A 26,463-nucleotide genomic window follows, 5' to 3' on the forward strand; every position below is an offset into this window, starting at 1 on the left:
CCAAACTGATCAGACAAGTGGAAGAACGGCGCCAACCCCGACACGGAGGGCTAAAGGCAAACGGACAGCATCGGGGGCGACGGTTCTCCCAGATGCGAATCATCAGTTTGCTAACCAGATAAGGCTAGACAGACGGGCACCATGATGTCTCCAGTACTCAGTACCCGCCTTACAAGGTGGGCCCTACTGACCGGCCCCGGAACCGTACTCAGTCCGCGTACCAGCAAGTAGCCAGCAGGGACATACCTAGGCTTCGGCCGGTTCCTCATACTTAGGGAAGACGGGCGCCGGTGCCGGCAGCGGAGTTCCGGCGACAATAGGTGTGGTGAGCGCGGAGAACTGGCGGGATCCGCCGTCGGGCTGTCCCAAGGTGTCCAACAGCGCGGCCGTGGCCGTGGGCACCACTGGCTGGGCCAGGATAGCCACGATGCGCAGTACTTCCAGCGTCACATACAGCACGGTGTTCATGCGTTCGACGTCGGTCTTCCGCAGTACCCAGGGAGCCTGCTCGGCAAAGTAGGCGTTGGTGTCCCCCAGGACGCCCCAGATGGCCTCGAGTGCGCGGCTGAATTCCTGCTTTTCGAAGGCGGTCCGGGCAGTCTCCAGGAGCCCGTTGGCCTGTGCCAGGATCGCGGTGTCTTCAGCCGTGAACGCACCCGGAACCGGGACGCGGCCCTCGCAGTTCTTGGCCACCATGGACAGCGAACGCTGCGCCAGGTTGCCGAAGTTGTTGGCCAGGTCCGAGTTCATGCGGCCCACGATGGCCTCATGGTTGTAGCTGCCGTCGGCGCCGAACGGGACCTCTCGGAGGAAGAAGAACCGTACCTGGTCCAGCCCGTACTGCGCCACGAAGTCTGCGGGTGCCACCACGTTGCCGAGCGACTTGGACATCTTCACACCGTTGTTGTGCAGGAAGCCGTGGATCATGACGCGCTTGGGCAGCTCAAGGCCGGCACTCATCAGGAACGCCGGCCAGTAGATGGCGTGGAACCGTGAGATGTCCTTGCCGATCACATGCACATCGGCGGGCCAGAACTTCTTGAAGGACTCCGAATCGACGTCCGGGTAGCCGACGCCGGTCAGGTAGTTGGTGAGCGCGTCCACCCAGACGTACATCACATGCTTGTCGTTGCCGGGGACGGGGACACCCCAGTCGAACGTGGTGCGGCTGATCGACAGGTCTTCGAGGCCGCGCTTGACGAAGCTGATGACCTCGTTGAAGCGGGACTGCGGTGCCCCGAACTCCGGCTGGGCCTCGTACAGCGCCAGCAGGCGGTCCTGGTAGGAGGACAGCCGGAAGAAGTAGCTCTCCTCAGCGGTCCACGTCACCTCGGTGTCCGTCTCCTTGGAGTACCGCACGCCGTCGTCCTTGACCAGGGTGTCGTCCTCCACGTAGAAGGCCTCGTCCCGGACGGAGTACCAGCCCTCGTACTTGGACAGGTAGATATCGCCGTTGGCTTCCATCTTCTTCCAGATGGCTTGCGACGCGGCGTAGTGGTCAGCGTCCGTGGTCCGGATGAAGCGGTCGTAGGTGATCCCTAGCGCGGCGTGGGCAGACTTGTAAATTTCCGCGTTGCGGTCCACCAGCTCCTTGGGCGTGACGCCTTCCTTCTCGGCCGCCTGCGCAATCTTCATGCCGTGCTCATCCGTGCCCGTCAGGAACATCACGTCAAAGCCATCAAGCCGCTTGAAGCGCGCCATGGCGTCGGTGGCGATGTACTCGTAGGCATGTCCGATGTGCGGAACACCGTTCGGGTAGGTGATGGCCGTGGTGATGTAGAACGGGGTTTTGGCTGTTGCGCTCACGTGCGGACGTTACCTTTGGTGCGAAGGGGCAGGGCTAGATCAGTTCAGTCAGCGTATCGCTCAGGCGGACCAGTTCGTGGTCGTGTGAAGCGACCAGTACCGCGATGCCGTCCGAGGTGGTGTCCTTGAGGATGCTGATGATGCGGTTGGCGGAGGCCCTGTCCAGGCTGGCCGTGGGCTCATCAACCACCAGGACGCGCGTACCCAGGATCAGGGCGCGGGCGATCGCCACACGCTGGCGTTCACCACCGGACAGCTGGGCCGGACGGTGCCGCATCCGGCGGCCCAGGCCCACCAGGTCCAGGAGGTCCTTGGCCATGTCGCGGCGCTGGTCCACCTCGCCGTCGGGCACGGCCGGCAGGAGGACGTTCTCGAGGGCGCTCATGCCGTCGATCAGGGCGCCGCCCTGGTCTACATAACCGATCAGGGCCCGACGGCGGTCGGCGATTTCGTCGTCGCCCATGCTTTCAAGGGAATCCCCTTCCCAGAAGACACGGCCCGACGTCGGCAGGGTCAGTCCCGCCCCCACTGTCAGGATGCTGGTCTTGCCGGATCCGCTTCGGCCGGCCACGCAGTGCATCTCGCCGGCGTGCAGCGTGAGGTCGAAGTTCTCCACAACACTGACGGCTTCGGCACCGCTTTTACCGCCGCCATAGCGGATGGTGATGTCGCTCAGTTCCAGCGGGGTCCCGTGGTCCGCGGCCTTGACGATGGTGTTGGCACGGGTCTGCAGGGGCGACTCAGCCGAGCCGGACCTCCGGCTCCGGTAAACGTTCGTCTCGTTTGTCATTGGACCACTTTCGTTGCAATCGGTATCCAGCAAAGTACAGCCACGAGGCCGGCGACGCCGGCCCATAGCGCGGCATACGGGGCAAGGAGGAGCCCGATGCCCAGCGCGCCCAGGACGCCCAGCGGCAGGGCCACCGTGCCCACCAGCGCGTTTTCGAAAAGACGGACCTGGCGGAGCATGTCCGGGTTCCAGCCCATGGCCTCAAGGATGCCCAGGTACTGGCGTTTGGCGTTCAGCTCAAACCGGCCGGTGACCAGTGTCAGGACCAGCCCCACGGCGACCCCGGCGAGTGCCAGGAGCATACTGGGCATCGCCACGCTTGCTGCGGCCAGGCCGCTGAGGGCGCTCGCTCCGGCAGCACGGGGGATGTCGATGAGCAAGGCAACCAGCCCGCCCACCGCGGCTCCGAACACGCCGACTGCGACGGCCAGGGACAGGGTGTTGAACTTGTTCGTGCTGAGCTGCCGGTTGGCAAAGGTCAACGGGGAGTCCACCGGGATCAGCCGCTCGTCGTGCTGCGGTTCCTGGTCCACCTCATCACGGTGGCGCAGCTGTTGGGCGGCGAAGAAGGCCGCTGCCGCATACAGGACCAGGACGGAGGCTGAGACGATGGCTGTGGTCACGCTCCAGCTCACCAGGCTCAGGATGATCCCGGCTACCGCGAGCAGCGCGGCGCCGACACCGAATTCCTCAAGCACCCAGTTCCTGATGCGCACCTGGGTCCAGCCCATGGCCCGGAGGGTCCCGGCTTCACGTTTGCGTTTGCGGATGTAGCTGACGGTGGAGGCGCCGGTCAACAGCGCGGCTCCGCACAGCGTCAGGAAGAGCAGAGTCACGTTGGTCCCGGTGAGGGAGCCTGAGACTGCGTCCGCTGCATTCTGCCGGACCCAGGACTGCTGGACAGTGCCCAGCGCTGACTCCTTGCCGGCGTCGTCCTTGGAGTATCCGGGGACAAAAATGCTGGCGTCCTCACGGGCGGAACCGGCCACAACAGTAGCCTCAAGACCCATTTCGCGGATCTCGCTGGCCAGCTTTTCGACGTCGGGCTGGGCTTCCTTCCAGCTTCCGGGGGCCTTGGCCCGGACACGTACGGCATCGATCACGGCGGCGTTGTCCTTATAGCCGCGTGCTGCGGCCAGGCCGTAGAAGTCGGTGATGGCACCGGCCGACTGGCTCGCCAGTCCAGTGGCACTGAGTGAAGGCTTGAGTTCGGTATCGGTGACCGTTTTGCCTTCGGCGTCCTTGGTGAGGGTAAGCGGAGTGGGGTCGTAGCCACCCAGCGGAAGGCGGTTGACGTCGCCGGCGGCCTTCTCCACAGCCGCGGGGTCGAAGGTGCCGTAGACCATGGCCAGCGGAGCCGCGAGCTTCTCCCCTGTTGCCAGGTCTTCCCGGTAGGACCGTTCATCCACGGGTTCACGCTGCGTCTGGTCCACCGGGGCGCCGTTGGCACCCTTCTCCGGCAGGCGGTTTACGGTGACCCAGTCGCGGGGAACGGCGGTCTTCTGGACGGCACCGTTGGCCGCAGCCTCGCCGTCGGTATACTTCGGCGCGGCAGCGAAGTCGGTGCTCCACGTAGCCGGGGTGTAGAGGCCCTGGTTGAAGTTGCCGGCGCTGCTGAGGAGACCGGAGTGATCGGTGGAGCCGGGCCAGGACAGAGCGAACGGGTCCTTGGACACAAACGGCAGGTAGTCCTTGCCGAGGGAACGCGTGGCGGTGCCGACGTCCTTGACAACCTTGCCCGCAGCGTCGATCTCCTCGATCTTCACGTTGTACTTAAGGTCCAGGGACGTACCGGAACGGACAACCAGGGGAATGGCCTGCGAGTCCGCGGTCAGCTGTCCGCTGCGCTTCGCCTGCTGGTACTGCGTCATCAGCGGTGCCCAGTACTTGAGCTTGACACCGAGGAAGTCAGGGCCCTCGTTGAGCTCTTCCAGGCTGATGCCGTTGGTGAAGAGGCTTTCGAAGTGCCGGCCGATGGCTCCGGCGTTCCGCGCGTCAGCGGGCGGGGCCTTCTCCAGCGGGGCGAGGAAGTCGCCTGCCGAGCCGAGCAGTGCGCGCTCGGAGACGGGGTCGACGGCGACGACGGACTCGGTAACTTCGGGAGACAGGGGCAGTGACACCGAAAGGTTGAACAGGTTATGTTCGGAGCCACCGGCTGGTGCGGGGAATTTGATGCCCGTCTCGCCTGCTGGTGGTGCGATCCGGATGCTGGTGCCACCGGCCGTCTGCTCCTCGACGAGTTTGGCCTTACCCAGGCTGCCCTCGGCCGTGGACTTGAACAGGGTCTGCTCGGAGACACCGTCGGAGCTGACGGCGCTAGCGGTCAGGCGGTACTTCTTGGCAGTGTCGCTCAGGACGGACTCGGCAGCAGGCCATTTGCTGGGATCTGTGGCGCCGGCGGCCTGGTCCGTGGTCGCTGTGCCTGCCAGCCCGGAGTTGTAGCCAAGGTAGTCCATGGCGTCGAGCCGTGGCGCTTCCAAGTTCTGCGTCACGCGGGACACCAGGCTGATGGGGGCCGCCACGGACGTTCCGGAAAGCTTCCGGATGCTCTCGAGCTGGTCAAAGCCGATGCCTCCGCCACCGTTGGCGATCTCCGGCTGCATCAGCGCCCCGGAGCCTGCCTTGGCTTGGACCAGGACGTCGTAGAGACCCCGCGAGTTCTCATCCACCGTTCGGTTGAGTGCGGCCTGCGACTGGCCTTGGACGAGGACCGACAAGCACATGGCTGCGATCAAGATGGCCGCGGTCAGCAGCAGCACTTTGCTTCTGATGAACCTCTGGACGGCGTTCATTGGGCTCCCTGAAACCTGGATTGCGTGCGCACACCGGGATCCGCAGGCGGCGGATATATAGGATTTCCTGCCTGGTGTGCAAAAAGTATTGGCCGGTCTGCCGGCGTGGTCCTGAAACAGGACCTAGCCATTGTAAGCAGACCGGCCAATCATACGTGGCCGACGTTAAGGTTCGGTCACGCGTAGTTGATGGCGGTGCAGTTCTTAGTCCTCGAGGTCCACTTCGCGGACCATTTCGGCGCCGATGCCTGCCTTGATGGCGTCAAGCACCTGCTGGGGAACGGAACTGTCGATGGTCAGCAGTGCCAGAACCTGGCCGCCTTCCGCCTGCCGTGCCACCTGCATGCCGGCAATGTTGATGTTGTTCATGCCCAGGATGTGTCCGATGGTTCCGATCACACCCGGCCGGTCGGCGTAGGCCACCACTACAAGGTGCTCGCTGATAGGGATCTCAACGTCGTAGCCGTTGACGCCGACGAGCTTCTGGATCTGCTTCGGACCCGTGAGCGTACCTGCCACGGAGATCTGGCTGCCGTCGCTCAAAGCACCCCGGATGGTGAGGACGTTGCGGTAGTCCTCCGCTTCCGCCGTCGTGATGAGGCGGACGTTGATGCCGCGCTGTTCGGCGATGACCGGGGCGTTGACGTACGAAACCTGCTCGGTCACCACATCGGCAAAGATGCCCTTGAGCGCGGCAAGTTCCAGGACCTTGACGTCCAGCGCCGCGATCTCGCCGGCCACCTCGACGTCGATCTGCGTCAGGGAGGCGTGGGTCAGCGCGGTGAAGATCCGGCCCAGCTTTTCGATCAGCGGGATGCCCGGACGGACATCGGAGGCGATCACGCCGCCGGCCACGTTCACGGCATCCGGTACGAGTTCGCCGGCCAGCGCCAAACGCACGGACTTGGCAACCGAGACGCCTGCCTTCTCCTGGGCTTCATCGGTGGATGCGCCCAGGTGCGGGGTGACCACCACGTTGTCCAGGGCGAAGAAGGGAAGGTCCGTGCTGGGTTCCTTGACGAAGACGTCCACGGCCGCGCCGGCGATCTGGCGGTCCTGCAGGGCTGCGTAGAGCGCCTCTTCGTCCACGAGGCCGCCACGGGCCACGTTGACCACGTAGGCGGTGGACTTCATCTTGGTGAACGCGTCGGCGCCGAGCATGCCGACAGTTTCCGGCGTCTTGGGCATGTGGATTGTGACGAAGTCCGACTGGCTCAGCAGTTCATCGAGGGTGACGAGCTTAACGCCGAGCTGCGCGGCGCGGGCCGAGGTGATGTACGGATCGTAGGCGAGGATTTCGGTGTCGAAGCCCTGGAGGCGTGCGGCAACGAGGGCGCCGATGCGGCCGAGGCCGATGATGCCGATCTTCTTCTCGAAGAGTTCGATGCCGGTGTACTTGGAGCGCTTCCATTCACCGTTTTTCAGCGCGGAGCTGGCCTGCGGGATGTGGCGTGCGAGGCTCAGGATGTGGCCCACGGTCAGTTCCGCTGCCGAGATGATGTTCGACGTCGGGGCGTTGACCACCATCACGCCGGCCTGTGTGGCGGCTTTAATGTCAACGTTGTCCAGGCCAACGCCGGCGCGGGCGATGACCTTGAGGTTCTTCGCGGCGGCAATGGCTTCGGCGTCCAGGTGGGTGGCGGAGCGGACCAGGATGGCGTCCACGTCCGCGATGGCGGCGAGCAGCTGGGACCGGTCGGAGCCGTCAGTCTGGCGGATCTCGAAGTCCGGGCCGAGGGCCTCGATGGTGGCGGGCGAAAGTTCTTCGGCGAGCAGTACTACGGGTTTTGACACGAGTGATCCTCTGCGTTGCAGTCCTTGGGATGGAACAAGTCTAGGCGGACGGAAAGGCCGGGCTCACATTGTTAAGTGAACCCGGCCTCATGATGGCACCCCGAGGGGCACCGGCACAGCAGACTTAGCGGGCCGCGGAGCCGTCTACGTAGTCCTCGTCCGTCTGCTGCCAGGCGAACAGGGAGCGCAGCTCGCGGCCAACGGCCTCGATCGGGTGCTGCTCAGCCTTGGCACGCAGGGCCATGAACTCGGCGCCGCCGTTGTCCTGGTCGTCAATGAAGCGCTTGGCGAAGGCACCACTCTGGATGTCGCCGAGGACAGCCTGCATGTTTTCCTTCACCGCGGGGGTGATGACGCGCGGGCCGGAGACGTAGTCGCCGTACTCTGCGGTGTCGGAAACGCTCCAGCGCTGCTTGGCGATGCCGCCTTCCCACATGAGGTCAACGATGAGCTTGAGCTCGTGAAGCACCTCGAAGTAGGCGATCTCCGGCTGGTAGCCGGCCTCGGTCAGGGTCTCGAAGCCGTACTGGACCAGCTGGGAAACGCCGCCACACAGGACAGCCTGCTCGCCGAAGAGGTCGGTTTCGGTCTCTTCGGTGAAGGTGGTCTTGATGACGCCGGCGCGGGTGCCGCCGATGGCCTTGGCGTAGGACTTGGCCAGGTCCCAAGCTGCGCCGGAGGCGTCCTGCTCCACGGCGATGATGTCCGGGATGCCACGGCCGGCTTCGAATTCGCGGCGCACGGTGTGGCCCGGAGCCTTCGGAGCGATCAGGATGACGTCAACGCCCTCAGGCGCCTCGATGTAGCCGAAGCGGATGTTGAAGCCGTGGGCGAAGGCAAGTGCCTTGCCGGGGGTCAGCTTGTCCTTGATGGACTCGTTGTAGATCGAGCGCTGGTGCTGGTCCGGTGCCAGGATCATGATGACGTCGGCCCATTCGGCGGCGTCGGCAACGGTCAGGGCCTTGAAGCCTGCTTCTTCGGCCTTGGCGATCGACTTCGAGCCTTCCTTGAGGGCGATGACAACCTCGACGCCGGAGTCGCGCAGGTTCAGCGCGTGGGCGTGGCCCTGGGAGCCATAGCCAACAATGGCGACCTTGCGACCCTGGATGATCGACAGGTCGGCGTCGTCGTCGTAGAACATTTCAGTCACTTGGGTAACTCCTCTTGAGCGTTTTTCACTGGGTAATTAGTCTGGGGTGTTGCGGTACTGCACGGGCATTGCGCCGCAGGTGGGGCCGGGCCCCGCCTTACTAAGCGCTGCGCAAAGCCCTGTCACTCATGGAGCGGGATCCCCGTCCAACGGCCAGGGTGCCGGACTGCACAATTTCGCGGATGCCGAAGGGCTCAAGCACTGAGAGCAGCGCCGTGAGCTTTTCGGGGTGGCCTGTTGCTTCAATGACCACGGAGTCTGTGGAGACGTCAACCACTGAAGCACGGAACAGGTCTGCAGCCTGGGTCACCTGCAGACGAGTCGCGGCATCCGCACGTACCTTGACCAGGATGTGGTCTCGCTGTACGGAAGATTCGGAGGTCAGCTCAACAATCTTGATCACGTTGACCAGCTTGTTGAGCTGCTTGGTGACCTGTTCAATGAGGTCACCGTCGGCGTCGACGACGACGGTCATCCGGGACATGCCCGGAACTTCAGTCGGGCCCACGGCCAGGGAGTTGATGTTAAAGGCGCGTCGGGCGAACAGGCTCGCGACGCGGGTCAGCACACCGGGCTTGTCTTCAACCAGAACGGACAATGTGTGGCGGGTCATGTTCAGTCCTCCTCTTCCCATTCCGGGGTCATGTTGCGGGCAACCTGGATCTGGTCGTTGCTCACGCCGGCGGGCACCATCGGCCACACCATGGAGTCGGGGCTCACGACGAAGTCGATAACCACGGGGCGGTCATTGATTTCGAGGGCCTTCTGGATAGTGGCATCAATATCCTCGTCCCGCTCGCAGCGGAAGGAAGCGCAGCCGTAGGCCTCCCCCAGCTTGACGAAGTCCGGGATCCGCACGGTTTCGTGGCCGGTGTTGAGGTCCGTGTTGGAGTAGCGGCCCTCGTAGAACAGGGTCTGCCACTGGCGGACCATACCCAGAGAGGAGTTGTTGATGATGGCAACCTTGATGGGGATCTTGTTGATGGCGCAGGTGGCCAGTTCCTGGTTGGTCATCTGGAAGCAGCCGTCGCCGTCGATGGCCCAGACCACACGGTCCGGCTCCCCCACCTTGGCGCCCATGGCAGCTGGTACGGCATAGCCCATGGTGCCGGCGCCGCCTGAGTTCAGCCAGGCGTGCGGGCGCTCGTACTTGATGAACTGCGCGGCCCACATCTGGTGCTGGCCAACGCCGGCAACGTAGATGCCTTCGGGGCCGGTCAGCGCGCCGATGCGTTCGATGACGCGCTGCGGGGCGCTGAGCCCGTCCTCCGGCTCGGTCCAGCCCAGCGGGTAGGTTTCCTTAAGGTTGTTAAGGAACGCCCACCAGGTGGTGAGGTCCGGCGTGCCGGCGGATTCGAACTGTGAACGGACAGCCTCGGTGAGCTCGGGGATGATTTCCTTGACGGATCCCACGATCGGCACGTCGGCGGTGCGGTTCTTGGAGATTTCGGCGGGGTCAATATCCGCGTGGATCACCTTGGCGTTCGGCGCGAAGGACTTCAGGATGCCGGTCACTCGGTCATCGAAGCGTGCTCCAAGCGTGATGAGCAGGTCGGACTGCTGCAGCGCCGTGACAGCGGAAACGGTCCCGTGCATACCCGGCATGCCCACGTGCTGCGGGTGGGAATCGGGGAACACACCGCGCGCCATCAGGGTAGTGACAACGGGCGCGCCCGTGAGTTCCGCCAGTTCGCGGAGTTCCTTGGAGGCGTGTGCCTTGACCACGCCGCCGCCCACGTAGAGCACCGGCTTGGTGGCCGCAGCGATCAGCTTGGCTGCTTCGCGGACCTGCTTGTTGTGGCCGCGCGTCACCGGGCGGTAGCCGGGGAGGTCGATCTTCGGCGGCCACGAGAAGGTCATCTGACCTTGCTGGGCGTCCTTTGCGACATCCACGAGGACCGGGCCGGGACGTCCGGACGAGGCCAGGTGGAAGGCCTCCGCCATAACGTGCGGGATGTCGTTGGGGTCGGTCACCAGGAACGAATGCTTGGTGATCGGCATGGTGATGCCAACAATGTCGGCTTCCTGGAACGCGTCGGTGCCGATCACACCGCTGGATACCTGGCCGGTTATGGCCACCATCGGCACCGAATCCATGTGGGCATCCATGATGGCCGTAACGAGGTTGGTGGCACCGGGTCCCGAGGTGGCGATACAGACGCCCACCCGGCCGGTAACCATGGCATAGCCTTGCGCGGCGTGGCCGGCTCCCTGTTCGTGACGGACCAGTATGTGATTCATGCTGGAGGCCATCAAGGGGTCATAGGTAGGCAGGATCGCGCCACCAGGCAAACCAAAAATATCGTCGACGCCGAGTTCTTCGAGCGATCGGACAATAGCTTGCGAGCCGGTCATCACCGTTGGGGGTACAACGTTGTTCGGCCCAAGGACAGGAGAGACAGCGGCAAGATCAGCGACGACGGCGGCCTGGTCAGCCGTTCGGTCGGCGCGTTCCGGAGCCTTGGGGGCTCCAGCGGACTTATTAGCCATCAGCGAGGGGCTGATCGGCGATCCTTTGCTCATCGGACTCTTCCTTGTGGATCATCTGTGTACTCGGAAATGCGGAAATAAAAAAACCCCTCAGCCTTGCGGCTTTTCGAGGGGTTGCGCGTGACGGTTCGTTACCAGTCGGGCTAGTGGGCCACGCGCTTGGTAAGGACGACGGCTGCATCTGCAGCGGCGCAGCTGGTAACGAATGCGATCATGCGTTCAGTTTTCCCTCTGTGTGAGATACATGTCAACGAGGACTGTGCGCATCTCACAGTGTGGACACCATTGTCCACTGGTTGGCCACATTCCCCCAACTGGGACGCAGTAACTGTCGTTATGAGCGCTCATAACGACAGTTACTGCTACGTAGTTGGGCTCAACCAAGCGGCCGGAGGTTGAGGAACGAAACCGTGCTACCCGCAGTATGCGCCCGTGGAGGCGCTGTGGACCAGCTTGGCGTACTTGGCGAGCACACCCTTGGTGAACTTGGCCGGGAGGGGCTCCCAGCCGATCTTGCGGGATTCGAGCTCGGCCTCATCAACCAGCAGGTCGAAGCTGCGGGCCGCGATGTCCACGCGGATCCGGTCCCCGTCCTTGACGAAGGCGATGGGGCCGCCGTCGACAGCTTCCGGTGCCACGTGGCCGATACAGAGGCCGGTGGTTCCGCCGGAGAAGCGGCCGTCAGTGAGGAGCAGGACGTCCTTGCCCAGCCCGGCGCCCTTGATGGCGCCCGTGATGGCGAGCATCTCGCGCATGCCGGGGCCGCCCTTGGGGCCTTCGTAGCGGATGACTACAACGTCGCCAGCCTTGATCAGGCCCTCATCCAGGGCGGCCAGGGCACCCTGCTCGCGCTCGAAGACGCGGGCGGTGCCCTCGAAGACGTCGGCGTCGAAGCCGGCACTCTTCACCACAGCACCCTCGGGCGCCATGGTGCCGTGCAGGATGGTGATGCCGCCGGTCTTGTGGATCGGGTTGTCCATGGCGCGGAGGATCTTGCCGTCCAGGTCCGGCGGGTTAATCGCGGCGAGGTTCTCGGCCACGGTCTTGCCCGTGACGGTGAGGCAGTCGCCGTGCAGCAGGCCGGCGTCGAGCAGTGCGCGCATGATGACCGGCACGCCGCCGATCTTGTCCACATCCGTCATGACGTAGCGGCCGAACGGCTTCAGGTCACCCAGGTGCGGGATCTTGTCGCCGATGCGGTTGAAGTCCTCCAGGTTCAGCTCGACTTCAGCTTCGCGGGCGATGGCCAGGAGGTGCAGGACGGCGTTGGTGGAGCCACCGAATGCCATGGTCACGGCGATGGCGTTTTCGAACGCCTTCTTGGTCATGATGTCCCGGGCGGTGATGCCAAGGCGGAGCAGGTTGACCACTGCCTCGCCGGACTTGCGGGCAAAATCATCACGACGGCGGTCTGCCGAGGGCGGGGCGGCGGAGCCGGGGAGGGACATGCCCAGGGCTTCGCCGATGCAGGCCATGGTGTTGGCGGTGTACATCCCACCGCAGGCGCCTTCGCCGGGGCAGATGGCCTTTTCAATACGCGTCAGGTCTTCGAGGCTCATCTTGCCGGCGGCGCATGCCCCGACGGCTTCGAAGGCGTCAATCAGGGTGACTTCCTTTTCGGAGCCGTCCTCAAGCTTGACCCAGCCCGGCATGATGGAGCCGGCGTACAGGAACACACTGGCCAGGTCCAGGCGGGCGGCAGCCATCAGCATGCCGGGGAGGGACTTGTCGCAGCCGGCCAGGAGGACCGAGCCGTCAATGCGCTCGGCCTGCATGACGGTTTCGACGGAGTCGGCGATGACCTCACGGGAAACGAGGGAGAAGTGCATGCCTTCGTGGCCCATGGAGATGCCGTCGGAGACGGAGATGGTGCCGAACTGCATGGGGAAACCGCCGCCTGCGTGGACACCTTCCTTGGCGCCCTGGGCCAGCCTGTTCAGGGAGAGGTTGCAGGGAGTGATTTCATTCCAGGAACTGGCAACGCCGATCTGTGGCTTCGCGAAGTCGTCATCGCCCATGCCGACGGCGCGGAACATACCGCGCGCGGGGGCGGCATGGATCCCGTCGGTGACGACCCGGCTGCGGGGTTTGATGTCGATCTTGTTCTCGGTTGCTGTTTGGGTGTCCTCACTCATGGGTCAAAGTCTATGACTCGGATCGGGACGCCAACGACCCGAACAGCCCGTTTGGCCGATTTTCAGGAATATTTCGATCAAATGGTGGACTCTCGTCTCAAATTCTGAGATGGGCCCCTGCTGGCCTGCCGGAACCTAGACAGTCCCGTTGGCGCCGACGTACCGTCAGGGAACGGCAACCATGCCATCCGGACTGAAGGGCCCTGCTATGGATTTTGTCTTCTGGATTATCCTCATTGTGCTGATCGTGGGCGTTGTGTGGTGGCTGCTGAACCGCAGCAGTTCCTCGAACACCGGCGACTCCACGCCGATCCGGACGGACGGCGGCCTCGCCGGCGGAAGCGCAGCCGCCTCGGCGGAAGCTGCGGGCACGGCGGGCATCCCCGGCGCTGCGGGCTTCGGCGCTTCTGAGCCGACACCCCCGACGACGGCCGACGAGGCGCCCGATCGGTCCAGCACGGCAGAATCCCAAGAAGCCGGCGGTGGGCACAAGGACGGCGGTGAAGAAGCCGGCGTTGAAAAAGACACCAGCGTCGGGCAGCACATCATCGCCGAACCCGACGTTGCCGGTTCCGCTGTTACTGCTGGTGCCGCAGATACCGAACAGTCATCCCCCGAGTCGGCTGGCTCTGGGGAACGCGGCCGACCTGAGCAGCCGGCTGGGCAAGAGGAGCCGGCTCGCCCGGAGTCGCTAGCAGCCCAGGAACCTGGCAGCACGGAGAGTGTGAGCCGGCAGGCAGACGAAGCCGAGTGGGAAACCCAGTGGTCAGAGGCAAGTGCACCAGCCCCATCCGCCGCCAGCCACCGGCCGGCCGGCGAAGCGTCCACCGTAATTGCCGACACCCCAATGTCCGAAGCGCCACCGGCGCAGGGCACCGAATTTGTGCACCACCCGGAATACACGGAGCCCCATGCGCCCACGCTGCCCGGCGCCGAAACGGCCGCTGCGGAAGCCGAAGCCGCTGATACACCGGAACCGACCGGGCATCTCGCCGCGGACCAGCCCTACGGCGCAGGTTCCGCGTCGCCCGGCCCGGATGGAAGCGGTCCGGCGGATTTCGAGGTCAAGGCCGACGCCGGAGCGATGGTCTATTACGAGGAGGGGCATCCGGACTATGAGCAGACGAAAGCCGACGTCTGGTTTGAGTCGGCGGCCCATGCGGAAGCTGCCGGCTTCCGCGCCCCCCGGCGGACGCGTATCTGACCGGACGCAGGCGCACTTTCGGGCCCTCGCGGCGGCCAAGCCCACTGCGGGCGCCTTCGCAGTGTGCCTGGCCGTGCTGCTGTCGGGCTGCACGGGGGACGCCAACGATGCCCCCACCGGCAGTATCACAGGAACCGGGACCAGCACAGGCAACGGGATCGGGACCGGCCCGGGTAACGCCACGCCACCGGAGGTTGTGGCACGGCTCGATCTCCAGCTCGACATTCCCTGGGCCGCGGTATTCCTGCCGAACGGAACCGCCGTCGTCTCCGAGCGCGACTCTGCGCTGCTGAAAGCTGTCCGTGATGGCAGGGCGACCACCATCGGCCAGGTCCCCGGCGTGGCTCCTGGCGGTGAGGGAGGCTTGCTGGGACTAGCCCTCTCGCCCGGCTTTCCGTCCGACAACTACCTTTACCTGTACTTCACCTCGGAACGGGACAACCGCATCGCCCGGCTGAAGCTGACGGAACAGCCTGACGGATCCCTGGACCTTGGCGACCTCGAGGTGGTCTTTTCCGGAATCCCGAAGGCATCAACCCACAATGGCGGCCGGATCCGCTTCGGCCCGGACGGGTTCCTGTACGTGGGCACAGGCGACTCCCAGCGCCGCGAACAGCCACAGGACCGCAACGCTCTGGGCGGGAAGATCCTGCGGCTGACTCCGGAGGGTGACCCCGCACCTGGCAACCCATTCGGCAATGCCGTGTACAGCTTGGGGCACCGAAACGTCCAAGGACTGGCGTGGGACAGCGCCGGCCGGCTCTGGTCCAGCGAGTTCGGCCCGGACGTCAACGACGAGCTCAACCTCATCGAGCCGGGAGCCAACTACGGCTGGCCCGCAGTAACCGGCGCACCGCACCGGGAGGGGTACCACGACGCGAAGGTGGTGTGGCCTTCGACGGCGGACTCCTCACCCAGCGGCCTGGAAATTGCCGGGTCGACGGCCTACCTCGGCGCCCTGCGCGGGCAACGCCTCTGGACGGTGTCCCTGTCCGGCGAGGAGGCAAACGCTCCTGTGGCCTATTTCACACGCGAATACGGCAGGATCCGGGACGTCATCCGGACTCCCGACGGCGGCTTCTGGCTGCTGACCAACAACAAAAACCCTGATTTTGTGCTGGTTCTTGCCCCTCCCGGCTGAGTGCGGGGAGCATCGGGGCCTCGATTTCACATGGGTCGGAAGTTCGTGTAGAGTTTCATGTCGTTGCGGAGATCAACCGGGAAAGAAAAAGCCCGGAAGGTCACCACATAAGAGATGCACCTCTAGCTCAATTGGCAGAGCAATTGACTCTTAATCAATGGGTTCCGGGTTCAAGTCCCGGGGGGTGCACCACAGAAACCCCGTCTTCATAGGCCACAAGCCTGAAGGCGGGGTTTCGCTTTGCCCTGAAAATCGCTGTGGGGCATTTGCGGTGATCGGAACCAGGTATTTAGCCAGGGCTTCGAGACCCGCTGTCAGTCTGCATTCCGCCAGAAACGGGACGGAATTCCCACGTATAAGAGCCGTCAGCCTTGAGGCTCATCCGTAGGTGACCCCATGTGTCGCTAAACTTCCGCTGCACATAAGTGGGGCTGCTGGTGAACGCCCGGAGGCCGATTCCACCAGCGGACACCTGAAATTGTTGCATCCCGTCCGCAACGCACTGGTCCTCGTTGTTTATCGGGCAGGTCCGCTCATAATTGTGCTGTGAGCCGGACAGCAACACACGAACGCGGTTCGCCCAGAAGACGTCAATCCAGGGCTTCGCCTTGGAGAAGCGGGCGTGGCTCGATGTGCTGCTGGTGAAATACGGATCATGATACATAACCGCCAGATGCCTTCCAGCGGCCTTTGCAGCTTTCAGGTCGGCATCCATCTCCGAGGTCATCGCTTGCGCCCGCGCAGCGTTATAACGCCATGTGGCCGTAGGCGCTACAAGAATGTGCCAGTTGCCCTTGTCGAACGAATACCAATCAAGAGCGTCTTGGAACCGTACAATATCGGAGCTGGTCGCGCTCTTCACCGTGGACACACACTGCCCATCCATGTACCGGTCAACGTCGTCATTCTCGCCGGGTTCAACATCATGATTCGGGCCAGCGGTCCAGTACGTCTTGGCCTTAGCCGGACCCCACAACTGGTCGTAAGCCTCGAGCGCGGTGCAGGTGCCGTTGTCATACTGGAAATCGCCCAGCGCAAGGAAGTTGTCCAGCGAACCGTCGTTGAGACCGGCGATGATACTAGCCGCGTTCTTACCACTGTGCGACGTGGCCGACGTGTTACCCGCAGGGTTTATATCCCCGGTGGCGGCGAACTCAAACGACTCATCGGATGGCGGCGGCAGGGCAGCGGGAGTTGGATCGCCAGCCGCATAGACGCGAACCCAATCCACTCGCATCTCGCCAGGGCCGTTAGCAGTGCTGTCTGGAACCCAGTCCAGTTGTAGCGTCTGGTGCATCGGTCCGGGAGGCTGGTGCGCGGAGTTCTTGTCCTCAAACCACTTCACCCCATCGACGTAGCCGACCATCCCATTCGGAGACCAGTCAACCGCGTAGTTGTGGAACTGACCAACGTCCAGAGCCTTAGACGCCGACGTCACCGTGTCCGAACATCCATGGTGGTAGAAGAACTTGATGACGTTCCAGTCACCCATCGTCTCCGCGTAGTTAACTTCGCCGTCACACGGCCACTTCCCGCTATCCGGCCACAGGAGCGCCACCATGTGGTACTCATCGTCACCCGACCCGGCCGCACGGACCTCCCACCGGCCGTACTTCTGGCGCCCAAACTTCGCGCTCATTCCAGCGGTGGTGCCGTCCGGTGTTCCAGTCATGACCATTTGCGAGCCGTCTACCGTGACCTGCTGGGGACTCCGAATGCCATTCCCCGCGTGCCCGGCACTGTTGTACACGGACCACTTCGCGGCGTCCGGGGCGCCGGTGTAGTTAAACTCGTCGCCAGCGGTCGGCGTGCCCCAGTTCAGATCTGTCGCGGCCGAGCCTGTCGTTGGCGTAGCAGGCGTCGGCGTGGCTGATGTGGCGACCGGCGCCGTCGAAGTTACTGCCGGTTGAGTTGACGGGGCCGAGCAGCCAGCCAGGAAGATTGCCGCCACCCCAAGCGCGACCAAGTGTTTCCGCATACGTCAGATGATAAGGGCATCGAGCGGCGAGACCAATGGCCAGATGCCGCTGGTGATATTGAAGAGTTCACTTTGTAAAGCGACCATCAATGCACCTCCTGAAAGTGCGCCCTGAACCGCTGCAAAATCACGCGGCAAAGACGCCACTTCTGGACGTTTCAGGGTACAAACCAAAAAGGCACCACCACCGCGGAATCTTGCAGTAATGGTGCCAGTCAAATTTACCGGATTCCCGGGATCGCTAGCTGAGCGGGGCACCGTCCACCAGGGCGCGGGTTGACGGCGAGGCGAACTGGCTGGCCAGCTCCCTGACCACAGCCTGGAGCTCCTGCCGCAGGGCGTCAGGGTCAATGGTTGCCGCGGCAAGCACCGCGCGTTCCATCTCAACGGCTGCGGCTGCGGCTTCCCGTCCGCTGTCCGTGAGGGACACCACCTGGCTGCGGCGGTCCGACGTGCTGCGGACGCGGGCAATGTGGCCATGGGACTCCAACCGGCTCAGGGTTTTACCCATGGTCTGGGCCTGAACGCGCACATATTGGGCGAGTTGGGCCTGTGTCATCGGCCCCTGCGCTGAGAGGACTTCGATAGCGATCACGCCGGCGTGCGTCAGCCCGATGGCGCTTAGCTTTTCGTTCCAGGAGTGTTCTACGAGGCGTGCCGCAGTGGACAATAGGCGCCCAGTGGGCCAGCGATCCATGTCAGGCATACCAGCAAGTATAGCTAAGGCTGGTTAGCACCGGTCGTGGATGCTTACTAAACTGGTGTGTTCCGCCTGCAACGAGGAGATTAACAGTGGCTGACAGACTCTTGACCGGCGACGTAGCGCCCGGCTTCACCCTGAAGGATTCGTCGGGTAAAGACGTCAATCTGGCTTCCGGCCACAGCGGCAGCACCATCGTCTATTTCTACCCAGCCGCCGCCACGCCCGGCTGCACGAAACAGGCCTGCGATTTCCGCGACAGCCTGGCATCCTTCACGTCGGCCGGTTATCGGGTCCTGGGCGTCTCCCCCGATTCCGTGGACAAACTTGCTGCCTTTGCCGCCAACGAGGACCTTAGCTTTCCGTTGCTTTCGGACGAGGACCATGCCGTGGCCGAAGCCTATGGTGCCTGGGGCGAAAAGAAGAATTACGGACGGACCTATGAGGGACTGATCCGCAGCACCGTGGTGATCGATCCCGATGGAAAAGTGGCGCTTGCCCAGTACAACGTCCGGGCCACCGGCCACGTGGCCAAACTCCGGCGCGACCTCAACGTGGACGCGTAACGCATTACGCGGGAAGTGGCGCCAGTACGGCGCGGCAGGAATCGGCTGACCGGAACCCCGCCGGCCCGAGGCTACAATGGAAACTGGCATCCGCCGTCGTACGTTTTATCCGTAGGCCATCTGGCCAAGGTTGAAGACAACGGCAGCAACTGCCAAGCGCGAGTGGTGAAATTGGCAGACACGCAGGATTTAGGTTCCTGTGCCTTCGGGCGTGGGGGTTCAAGTCCCCCCTTGCGCACACTTACACCGAGATCCCGGGCCCACAGGCCCGGGATCTCCGTCATTTAACTGCGCAGCTACCGTGTTCTCCTGGCTTTCCCTGCGGGCTGGCCGCGAATCTAAAAAACTCTTGGCGATCCACCCATCCGCTTCCGTGCTCCGGCCGAATACCCATTGAGACACCAGCCAAGGGCCGGTGCCCAACAGTCGGGAAAGGCCACGCGGCAGGCACAACGTCTGCAGCAGGCAAGAAATCGGCAGAAACCAAAAAACAAGGAGAACCGAAATGCAGTCATTCAAGCGCACATCCTTCACCGTCGCAGGCGTTGCAGCTGCAGCCCTGCTGAGCCTTACCGCCTGCGGTGGAACAGCAACCACAACCCCGAGCTCCTCCGCTCCGGCCGCCGCACCGTCAGCAACGAAGATGGCCCCGTCACCGTCCGCCAGTGCTGCTGCCATGGATCCGGCCGCAAACCTCGTTGGCGCAGGCTGCGCCGGCTACGCAGAGAAGGTCCCCACCGGGGCAGGCTCGGTTGCTGGGATGGCCCTTGACCCGGTAGCGGTCGCGGCATCCAACAACCCCATCCTGACCACCCTCACGGCAGCTGTCTCCGGCAAGCTGAACCCGAAGGTTGACCTGGTTGACACCCTTAACGGCGGCGAGTTCACGGTCTTCGCCCCGGTGGATGACGCCTTCGCCAAGATCGATGCCGCCACCATCGAAACGCTCAAAACGGACGACGCCCTGCTGAGCAAGATCCTGACCTACCACGTGGTCCCCGGCCAGATCACCCCGGACAAGATCGCCGGCACACACGCCACGGTCCAGGGCGGATCGGTCACCGTGACCGGCAGCAAGGATGCCCTCATGGTTGATGGCGCCAGCGTGATCTGCGGCGGCGTCCAGACGAAGAACGCCACCGTTTACCTGATCGACTCGGTGCTGATGCCCAAGTAGTCCGGCTTTCAAGCCCAGAGGCCTGTTCCGCAACCGGAACAGGCCTCTGGCGTGTGCCCAGGGAGCACCGGGGTGTGTCAACTAGACTGTGTCCTTGGCCCGCAGTCCGCGGCGCCGGCCAGAAGCAGCCAGAGGTGATAGACGAGTGCCCAGCAGTACTTCGCGGCGAACGGTCATCAGGACCGGCGCCGTTTTTATGGCGTTAGGCCTGACCTCCTGCACCGGCAACCCACCGCCTTCGCCCTCGGCAACGTCTCCTTCAACGGCGCCCGCCGGCGCTGAACCCACTGAAACGTTCACGTTCGGCACGGCGTCCCAGCCCCTCGGCCTGGACCCCGCGCTCTCCAACGATGTGGAAAGCTACCGGATCACCCGGCAGATCCTCGAGGGCCTGGTGGGTGTGGACCAGACCACCGGAAAACCTACGCCGCTGCTGGCAACGGAATGGTCCGAGGAAAACGAAGGCCGCTCGTACACGTTCAAACTCCGCAGCGGCGTCTCGTTCCAGGACGGCACGCCCTTCAACGCCGACGCCGTGTGTGCCAACTTCAACCGCTGGTTCGCCTTCTCGGCGGAACTGCGGCGCCAAGCGCCGGGAAGCTCGTTCAAGAGCGTGTTCAAGGCACATTCCGACGACGCTGCGCTCTCCATTTTCAAGAGCTGCACGGCCCTTTCCGCTGACACTGTCCGGATCGACCTGACCCAGCGCTTCACCGCGTTCCTCCAGGCGCTCACCCTGCCGGCGTTCGCCATCGCATCCCCGGCCGCCCTGACAGCGGGCACGGCGGATATCCTGGATCAGACCCGTGCCGGAAACCCGGTCTCCCGGTTCGCCACCAACCCCGTCGGCACAGGACCGTTCAGCCTGGCCGCCTGGGACGAGGCCAGCGTCCGGCTCATCAGCCACAAAAACTACTGGGGTGACCGCGGGCAGATCTCCACCATTAATTTCGTCACGTACGACCACCCCCAGACGCGGCTTCAGGCCCTTCTGGACGCCAAGATCGACGGCTACGACGCCGTCACGGTGGGCAACTTCGATCAGCTGGTCAAGCGGGGCATGCAGATCGTCCAGCGTGATCCTTTCTCGGTGATGTACCTGGGCATCAACCAGGAAATTCCGGTCCTGCAGAACGAAAAGGTCCGGCAGGCCATTGAGCTGGCCATCGATAAGGAAACCCTGATCCGCAAGTTCTTCATCGACAACACCGCCAAAGCCTCACAGTTCGTTCCTCCGAAGATCAGCGGTTTCAATAATGACGCTCCCGCCCTGGGCCACGACCCGGTCAAGGCCAAGGCCTACCTGACCGAAGCCGGCTACACCGGGGAAGAGCTCAGGTTCTACTATCCGCTCAACGCCACCCGCCCCTATCTGCCCACGCCGGAGAAAATCTACGCCGAGATCAGCAGGCAACTGACCGCCGTCGGCTTCAGCATCAAACCCGTCCCGGTGGACTGGTCCGAAGGCTACCTCCAGAAAGTGCAGTCACCCGGGGACCACGGGCTTCACCTGCTCGGCTGGAATGGCGCGTATGCCGATGCCGATAACTTTGTGGGCCCGCTGTTCGGCGAAAAGAACGGCGAATTCGGCTACCAGGACCCGCAGGTCTTCTCCAAGATCAACCGCGCCCGCGGCCTCCCTGCCGGCAAGGAACGCGACGAGCAGTACCACACCATCAACGCCCAGATCGCGGCCACTGTGCCGGCGGTTCCCATCGCCTTCCCCATCTCGGCACTCGCTCTCTCGGACCGCGTCAGCAGCTACCCGGCGTCCCCGGTACTGAGTGAAGTTTTCACAAAAGTACAGCTAAAGCCTTGACGGCCCGGCCCAATTTCAGTATGCGGGCCGCCCGGGGATATTCTTTGACAGCCAGAGCCGCTGCTATCGGAGACTGATTGTGACCTTCATATCCAAGACCCAACATGCCGACGTCGTACTGATTGGCGGCGGCATCATGAGCGCCACGCTCGGGCATTCATCAAGCAGCTTGAACCGAACTGGACCATCTCCCTGTTCGAACGACTGGACCAGCCCGGACTGGAAAGCTCCGACCCCTGGAACAACGCAGGAACGGGCCATGCCGCCCTGTGCGAGCTGAACTACTCCCCCGCAGCCAAAGACGGCTCGGTGAACCCGGCCAAGGCCCTGCTCATCAATGAACAGTTCCAGCTGTCCCGCCAGTTCTGGTCCCATCTTGTGGAAGAATCCCTGATCGGCTCGCCGAAGGGCTTCATCAACACCGTCCCGCACATGAGCTTTGTCATCGGCGAGGACAACACCAAATTCCTCAAGACCCGCTACGAAGCGCTCAAGCCCCACACGCTGTTCCGCAGCATGGAGTACTCCGAGGACCACGCCCAGATCGCCAAATGGGCGCCGCTGATCGTCAAGGGCCGCGACGCGAAGCAGCGTATCGCCGCCACCCGGGCAACCGAGGGGACCGACGTCGACTTCGGGGCACTGACCCGTGAGCTCACCACCTACCTCGGGAACAACGGCGTCGAAATCAATTACGGCCATGACGTCAGCGGCATCTCCAAGGCGTCCGACGGCGGCTGGGACCTTTCGATCAAGCACCCGGCTTCCGGGGAACACGGCAAGATCCACGCCAAGTTTGTGTTTGTAGGCGCCGGCGGCGGCGCACTGCACCTCCTTCAGGCCTCCGGCATCCCGGAGAGCAAGGGCTTCGGCGGATTCCCCGTGTCCGGCCAGTTCTTCCGCTGCACCGACGAGAAACTTGCCGCCCAGCACAGCGCCAAGGTCTATGGCCAGGCTTCGGTGGGCGCGCCGCCCATGTCGGTCCCGCACCTTGACACCCGGTACGTCGACGGGAAGCGTTCGCTCCTTTTCGGCCCTTATGCCGGCTTCTCCACTAATTTCCTGAAGAACGGCTCGTACCTTGACCTGCCGTTGTCCATCCGGCCCAGCAACATCATCCCGATGCTTGCAGTCGCCAAGGACAACATGGACCTCACCGCGTACCTCGTCAAGGAAGTCGCCAAGCGCCACGGGGACAAGGTGGAAGCGCTGCGCGAGTACTACCCCGAAGCCAAGGACGGCGACTGGGAGCTGATCACCGCCGGCCAGCGTGTGCAGATCATCAAGAAGGACCCGAAGAGGGGCGGCGTGCTGCAGTTCGGCACGGAAGTCATCGCCGGCCGCGACGGCACTATCGGGGCGCTTTTGGGTGCGTCGCCCGGCGCGTCCACAGCGGTGCCCATCATGATTGAACTGCTGCAGAAGTCCTTCCCGAAGGACTTCAAGGGCTGGCAGGGCAAGCTCAAGGACATGATGCCGGGCTACGGCGTGAAGCTGGATGAGAATCCGGAACTGGCTGCCGAACTTGAGACGGCAACGGCCAAGGCATTGCAGCTGGAGAGCATTTCCGCCAACCACTGACGCCCGGCATTCCGGCCGGCAGGCCCGGCTGGACGGTCCGGTCCGGTCCGCAGGAGTCCGTCAACCCCACAGGAGAGACCCGCGATGTTCCGGCTGGCACAACTTTCATTGGCAAACCGGGCGCTGATCGCGCTGATCACCGTCTTCGCGACGGTGTTCGGCGTGATCACCATGTCATCGCTGAAACAGGAACTCATCCCCTCCATTGAGTTCCCGCAGATCACCGTCCTCTCCGCCATGCCCGGCGCGTCGCCCGAGGTGGTGGACAAACAGGTCAGCGCACCGCTCGAAACCGCTCTGAACGGCGTCGAAGGCCTGGAGTCCACCTCCTCGACGTCACGTAACGGCGTCTCGCAGATCTCCATGGTGTTCACCTACGGGACAAACCTCGACCGCGCCCGGAACCAGATCGACCGCGCCATCTCCAACGCCAAACGCTCCCTGCCGGAGGACGTGCAGCCGCAGGCCATCGCGGGCAGCATCAGCGACTTCCCCATCGTGTTCCTGGCAGTGTCCTCGGACAAGCCCCTCAGCGAACTGAACGCCGACCTGGCACGCCTCTCCGTTCCCCGGCTCCAGAAGATCGACGGCGTCCGGGGAGCCGACGTGACCGGCGGCGCCACCCAGCACATCGAGATCATCCCCCGGCCCGAGGCGATGGTCGCCAAGGGCGCCACGATCGAGTCCATCCGGAACGCCCTCTCCAACAACGGCGCGCTGATCCCGGCCGGGACCATCCAGGAGCAGGGCAAGACGCTATCCCTCCAGATCGGCAGCCCGGTGGATTCCCTGGACGCCATCAAGGCACTCCCCCTGGGCGGAGCCAAGGATGCCGCGACCATCGGCACGGTGGCCGACGTTAGCCTGCAGGATGACGAACGGACCTCCATCACCCGGACCAACGGCCAGGAGACACTGGCGGTGTCCGTGACCAAGAAGCCCGAGGGCGACACCGTGGGAATCTCCCACGCCGTGAACGACTCGTTGGCGGCACTGGAGGCCGAGCTGGGGTCCAACGCAAAGTTCACGGCGGTGTTCGACCAGGCCCCGTTCATCGAGAAGTCCATCAAGGACCTCACCACCGAGGGCCTGCTCGGGCTGGGCTTCGCCGTCGCCGTCATCCTTGTTTTCCTGATGTCAGCCCGCTCCACCCTTGTTACCGCGGTCTCCATTCCGCTGTCGCTGCTGATCACGTTCATTGGCCTGTCCGCGACCGGCTATTCACTGAACATCCTGACCCTGGGCGCGCTGACCATTGCGATCGGCCGCGTGGTGGACGACTCGATTGTGGTGATCGAAAACATCAAGCGCCACCTCAGCTACGGGGAGGAGAAAGTCCCCGCGATCCTCACCGCTATCCGGGAGGTGGCCGGCGCCATCACCGCCTCCACCCTGACCACCGTGGCGGTCTTCCTGCCCATTGCCTTTGTGGGCGAGCTCGCCGGCGAACTCTTCCGGCCCTTCGCCCTGACAGTCACCATGGCGCTGCTGGCATCCTTGCTCGTATCGCTGACCATCGTTCCTGTCCTGGCCTACTGGTTCCTCAAGAGCCCCTCCGGTTCCGCCGCCGCCGGTTCGCCCGCTGCAAGTTCGCCCGCTGCCCGCGAAACTGCCGCCCGGCTTGCTGCCGCCGCCCGTGCCCAGGCCCAGGAGGCCGAACAGAAAAGCCGGCTACAGCGTGCCTACCTGCCCGTCCTCAGCAAGACCCAGAAGCACCCGGTGCTGACCCTGGTGGCCGCCGTTCTGGTGCTCGGCGCCACGGCCGCCATGACGCCGCTGCTGTCCACCAACCTCCTCGGCGATTCCGGCCAGAACAGCCTGACTGTCCGCCAATTGATGCCGGCGGGCACAAGCCTGGCCGACACCAGCGCCGCCGCCATCAAGGTCGAGGACGTCCTCCGCGGCATCGAGGGTGTCAAGAATGTCCAGCTCACCTCCGGCAACGCGCAGGCAGGTTTTGCCGCCCTGACGTCTTCCGGAGCCGCCAACTCCACGTTCACGGTGGTGACGGATGAAAAGGCGAATCAGGCGAAGCTCCAGGAAACCGTCCGGGCCGAAGTGGGCAAGGTGGCCGGTTCCGGGAAGATTACCGTCGGCACGCAGCAGGGTGGCTTCGGGACATCCTCTACGGTGGACATCACCATCAAGGCGGCAACGTCCGAGGACCTCCGGACGGCCAGTGACGCCATGGTTCAGGCCATGACCGGCGTGCCGGCGACCAGCGAGGTGGCAACCAACCTCGCGGCCAGCCAGCCGGTGGTCCAGGTCAAGGTTGACCGGGCCAAGACCGCGGCAGCCGGGCTGAACGAGGAACAGGTGGCCGGCGTCCTGGCTGCCACCATCAGCCCCATTCCCGCCGGGACGGTCCGGATCGACACCAACGACTTTCCGGTCCAGATCGGCGAGGGCACCCGGTTTACCAGCATTGATGCAGTGCGCAACATCGCACTCCCTGCATCCGGCTCCCCCGTCACGCTGGGCAGCATCGCGTCCGTGGAACAGGTGGACGTGCCGGTCTCCATAACCGCCAGCAACGGCCAGCGGACCGCCAAAGTGTCAGTCACGCCGTCGGGCTCCAACCTCGGTGCGGTGAACGCGGAGGTGCAGAAGCGCCTCACGGCCGTCAGCCTCCCCGCAGGGGTCACCGCCGAACTCGGCGGCGCCACCACCCAGCAGGCCGAGTCCTTCCAGCAGCTGGGCCTGGCGCTCCTCGCCGCGATCGCGATTGTCTATGTCATTATGGTGGCCACGTTCAAGTCGCTGATCCAGCCCCTGATCCTGCTGGTGTCCGTTCCCTTTGCCGCCACCGGCGCCGTGGCCCTGCTGCTGGCCACGGGCGTTCCCCTGGGCCTGCCGTCGCTGATCGGCATGCTGATGCTGGTGGGCATCGTGGTCACCAACGCCATTGTGCTCATCGATCTCATCAACCAGTACAGGCAGCCACGCGACGGCCGCGGCGGGATGACCGTGGCGGACGCAATCACCCATGGCGCCAGGCAGCGGCTCCGCCCCATCCTGATGACCGCGCTGGCCACCGTTTTCGCGCTGACACCCATGGCGCTTGGCCTGACCGGGGGCGGCGGCTTCATTTCCCAGCCGCTGGCCGTGGTGGTGATCGGCGGCCTGGTTTCTTCCACGGCGCTGACCCTGGTGCTGGTTCCCGTGCTGTATCGGCTCGTCGAGGGACGGCGGGAAACAAAAGCACTGCTCCGTGCCATGCAGCAGCGCCCGGAGTTTGCGGAAGCCGACGACGTCGATGCCGAGTTCCGCGACTGGACCACCGGCATGGTGCCCCGCGTCACTGGCCGCCGTGCCGCTCCGGGTGACCCCCTGTAACACC

Annotated in this window: 17 protein-coding genes, 2 tRNA genes and 1 pseudogene; 9 read left to right on the forward strand and 11 right to left on the reverse strand. The window is 64.0% G+C overall.

Going from position 1 to position 26,463, the window contains the following annotated elements:
• Positions 1-246: 246 nt before the first annotated feature.
• From metG to ilvD, 8 genes are all read right to left on the reverse strand, one after another.
• Positions 247-1,806 (reverse strand): methionine--tRNA ligase, encoded by a 1,560-nt coding sequence (metG, locus tag NIBR502772_RS15845; protein ID WP_141140914.1) that lies wholly within the window; start codon positions 1,804-1,806, stop codon positions 247-249.
• A 34-nt stretch (positions 1,807-1,840) separates the two neighbouring features.
• A complete protein-coding gene (locus NIBR502772_RS15850; RefSeq protein WP_056349225.1) occupies positions 1,841-2,596 on the reverse strand; it encodes an ABC transporter ATP-binding protein in 756 nt (251 codons plus the stop codon).
• Positions 2,593-5,388 carry an ABC transporter permease gene (locus tag NIBR502772_RS15855; RefSeq protein WP_141140915.1) on the reverse strand — a complete coding sequence of 932 codons (2,796 nt, stop codon included), beginning with the start codon at positions 5,386-5,388 and terminating at the stop codon, positions 2,593-2,595. Before NIBR502772_RS15855 ends, NIBR502772_RS15850 begins: the two co-directional genes overlap by 4 nt.
• Before the next feature lie 204 nt (positions 5,389-5,592).
• Entirely contained in the window at positions 5,593-7,182 is a 1,590-nt protein-coding gene (serA, locus tag NIBR502772_RS15860) for a phosphoglycerate dehydrogenase (RefSeq protein ID WP_056349234.1), read from the reverse strand.
• Between the two features lie 124 nt (positions 7,183-7,306).
• The gene (gene ilvC / locus NIBR502772_RS15865) at positions 7,307-8,332 is read right to left on the reverse strand and encodes a ketol-acid reductoisomerase (RefSeq protein ID WP_141140916.1); all 1,026 of its coding nucleotides are present in this window, start codon (positions 8,330-8,332) and stop codon (positions 7,307-7,309) included.
• Between the two features lie 100 nt (positions 8,333-8,432).
• Complete coding sequence (gene ilvN / locus NIBR502772_RS15870) at positions 8,433-8,945, reverse strand: acetolactate synthase small subunit (RefSeq protein WP_028271611.1); 513 nt, start codon at positions 8,943-8,945, stop codon at positions 8,433-8,435.
• A gap of 2 nt (positions 8,946-8,947) precedes the next feature.
• A complete protein-coding gene (locus NIBR502772_RS15875) occupies positions 8,948-10,855 on the reverse strand; it encodes an acetolactate synthase large subunit (RefSeq protein WP_104061224.1) in 1,908 nt (635 codons plus the stop codon).
• 380 nt (positions 10,856-11,235) lie between these two features.
• Positions 11,236-12,957: a dihydroxy-acid dehydratase gene (gene ilvD, locus NIBR502772_RS15880; RefSeq protein ID WP_141140917.1), complete on the reverse strand. Its 1,722-nt coding sequence runs from the start codon at positions 12,955-12,957 to the stop codon at positions 11,236-11,238.
• A gap of 208 nt (positions 12,958-13,165) precedes the next feature.
• Between ilvD and NIBR502772_RS15885 the strand changes: the two genes are divergently transcribed.
• The 3 genes from NIBR502772_RS15885 to NIBR502772_RS15895 all read left to right on the forward strand — a co-directional run bounded on the left by NIBR502772_RS15885 (position 13,166) and on the right by NIBR502772_RS15895 (position 15,494).
• Positions 13,166-14,161: a hypothetical protein gene (locus NIBR502772_RS15885; RefSeq protein ID WP_141140918.1), complete on the forward strand. Its 996-nt coding sequence runs from the start codon at positions 13,166-13,168 to the stop codon at positions 14,159-14,161.
• Positions 14,115-15,302 (forward strand): PQQ-dependent sugar dehydrogenase, encoded by a 1,188-nt coding sequence (locus NIBR502772_RS15890; protein WP_141140919.1) that lies wholly within the window; start codon positions 14,115-14,117, stop codon positions 15,300-15,302. Before NIBR502772_RS15885 ends, NIBR502772_RS15890 begins: the two co-directional genes overlap by 47 nt.
• Positions 15,303-15,418: 116 nt before the next feature.
• Positions 15,419-15,494: transfer RNA gene (locus NIBR502772_RS15895), tRNA-Lys, on the forward strand.
• Positions 15,495-15,591: 97 nt separating this feature from the next.
• On the opposite strand, the gene NIBR502772_RS15900 is transcribed toward NIBR502772_RS15895, so the two are convergent.
• The 3 genes from NIBR502772_RS15900 to NIBR502772_RS15910 all read right to left on the reverse strand — a co-directional run bounded on the left by NIBR502772_RS15900 (position 15,592) and on the right by NIBR502772_RS15910 (position 17,977).
• Complete coding sequence (locus NIBR502772_RS15900) at positions 15,592-16,974, reverse strand: family 16 glycosylhydrolase (protein WP_246848553.1); 1,383 nt, start codon at positions 16,972-16,974, stop codon at positions 15,592-15,594.
• Positions 16,975-17,283: 309 nt separating this feature from the next.
• A complete protein-coding gene (locus NIBR502772_RS15905) occupies positions 17,284-17,499 on the reverse strand; it encodes a hypothetical protein (RefSeq protein WP_141140921.1) in 216 nt (71 codons plus the stop codon).
• Between the two features lie 22 nt (positions 17,500-17,521).
• On the reverse strand, positions 17,522-17,977 hold the full coding sequence (locus NIBR502772_RS15910) for a MarR family winged helix-turn-helix transcriptional regulator (RefSeq protein WP_056349254.1): 456 nt from the start codon (positions 17,975-17,977) through the stop codon (positions 17,522-17,524).
• Positions 17,978-18,072: 95 nt separating this feature from the next.
• Here NIBR502772_RS15910 and bcp point away from each other — a divergent pair, with 95 nt between their 5' ends.
• The 6 genes and pseudogenes from bcp to NIBR502772_RS15940 all read left to right on the forward strand — a co-directional run bounded on the left by bcp (position 18,073) and on the right by NIBR502772_RS15940 (position 26,459).
• Positions 18,073-18,546: a thioredoxin-dependent thiol peroxidase gene (gene bcp, locus NIBR502772_RS15915; RefSeq protein ID WP_141140922.1), complete on the forward strand. Its 474-nt coding sequence runs from the start codon at positions 18,073-18,075 to the stop codon at positions 18,544-18,546.
• Positions 18,547-18,702: 156 nt separating this feature from the next.
• Positions 18,703-18,784: transfer RNA gene (locus tag NIBR502772_RS15920), tRNA-Leu, on the forward strand.
• A gap of 267 nt (positions 18,785-19,051) precedes the next feature.
• Positions 19,052-19,723 (forward strand): fasciclin domain-containing protein, encoded by a 672-nt coding sequence (locus NIBR502772_RS15925; RefSeq protein ID WP_141140923.1) that lies wholly within the window; start codon positions 19,052-19,054, stop codon positions 19,721-19,723.
• Positions 19,724-19,919: 196 nt separating this feature from the next.
• The gene (locus NIBR502772_RS15930) at positions 19,920-21,542 is read left to right on the forward strand and encodes an ABC transporter substrate-binding protein (protein WP_210412463.1); all 1,623 of its coding nucleotides are present in this window, start codon (positions 19,920-19,922) and stop codon (positions 21,540-21,542) included.
• Between the two features lie 79 nt (positions 21,543-21,621).
• A pseudogene (locus tag NIBR502772_RS15935) lies at positions 21,622-23,123 on the forward strand (malate:quinone oxidoreductase).
• Positions 23,124-23,207: 84 nt separating this feature from the next.
• Positions 23,208-26,459 (forward strand): efflux RND transporter permease subunit, encoded by a 3,252-nt coding sequence (locus NIBR502772_RS15940; RefSeq protein ID WP_141140924.1) that lies wholly within the window; start codon positions 23,208-23,210, stop codon positions 26,457-26,459.
• Positions 26,460-26,463: the final 4 nt, after the last annotated feature.

The sequence above is a fragment of the Pseudarthrobacter sp. NIBRBAC000502772 genome (genome assembly GCF_006517235.1).
Taxonomy (GTDB): Bacteria; Actinomycetota; Actinomycetes; order Actinomycetales; family Micrococcaceae; genus Arthrobacter.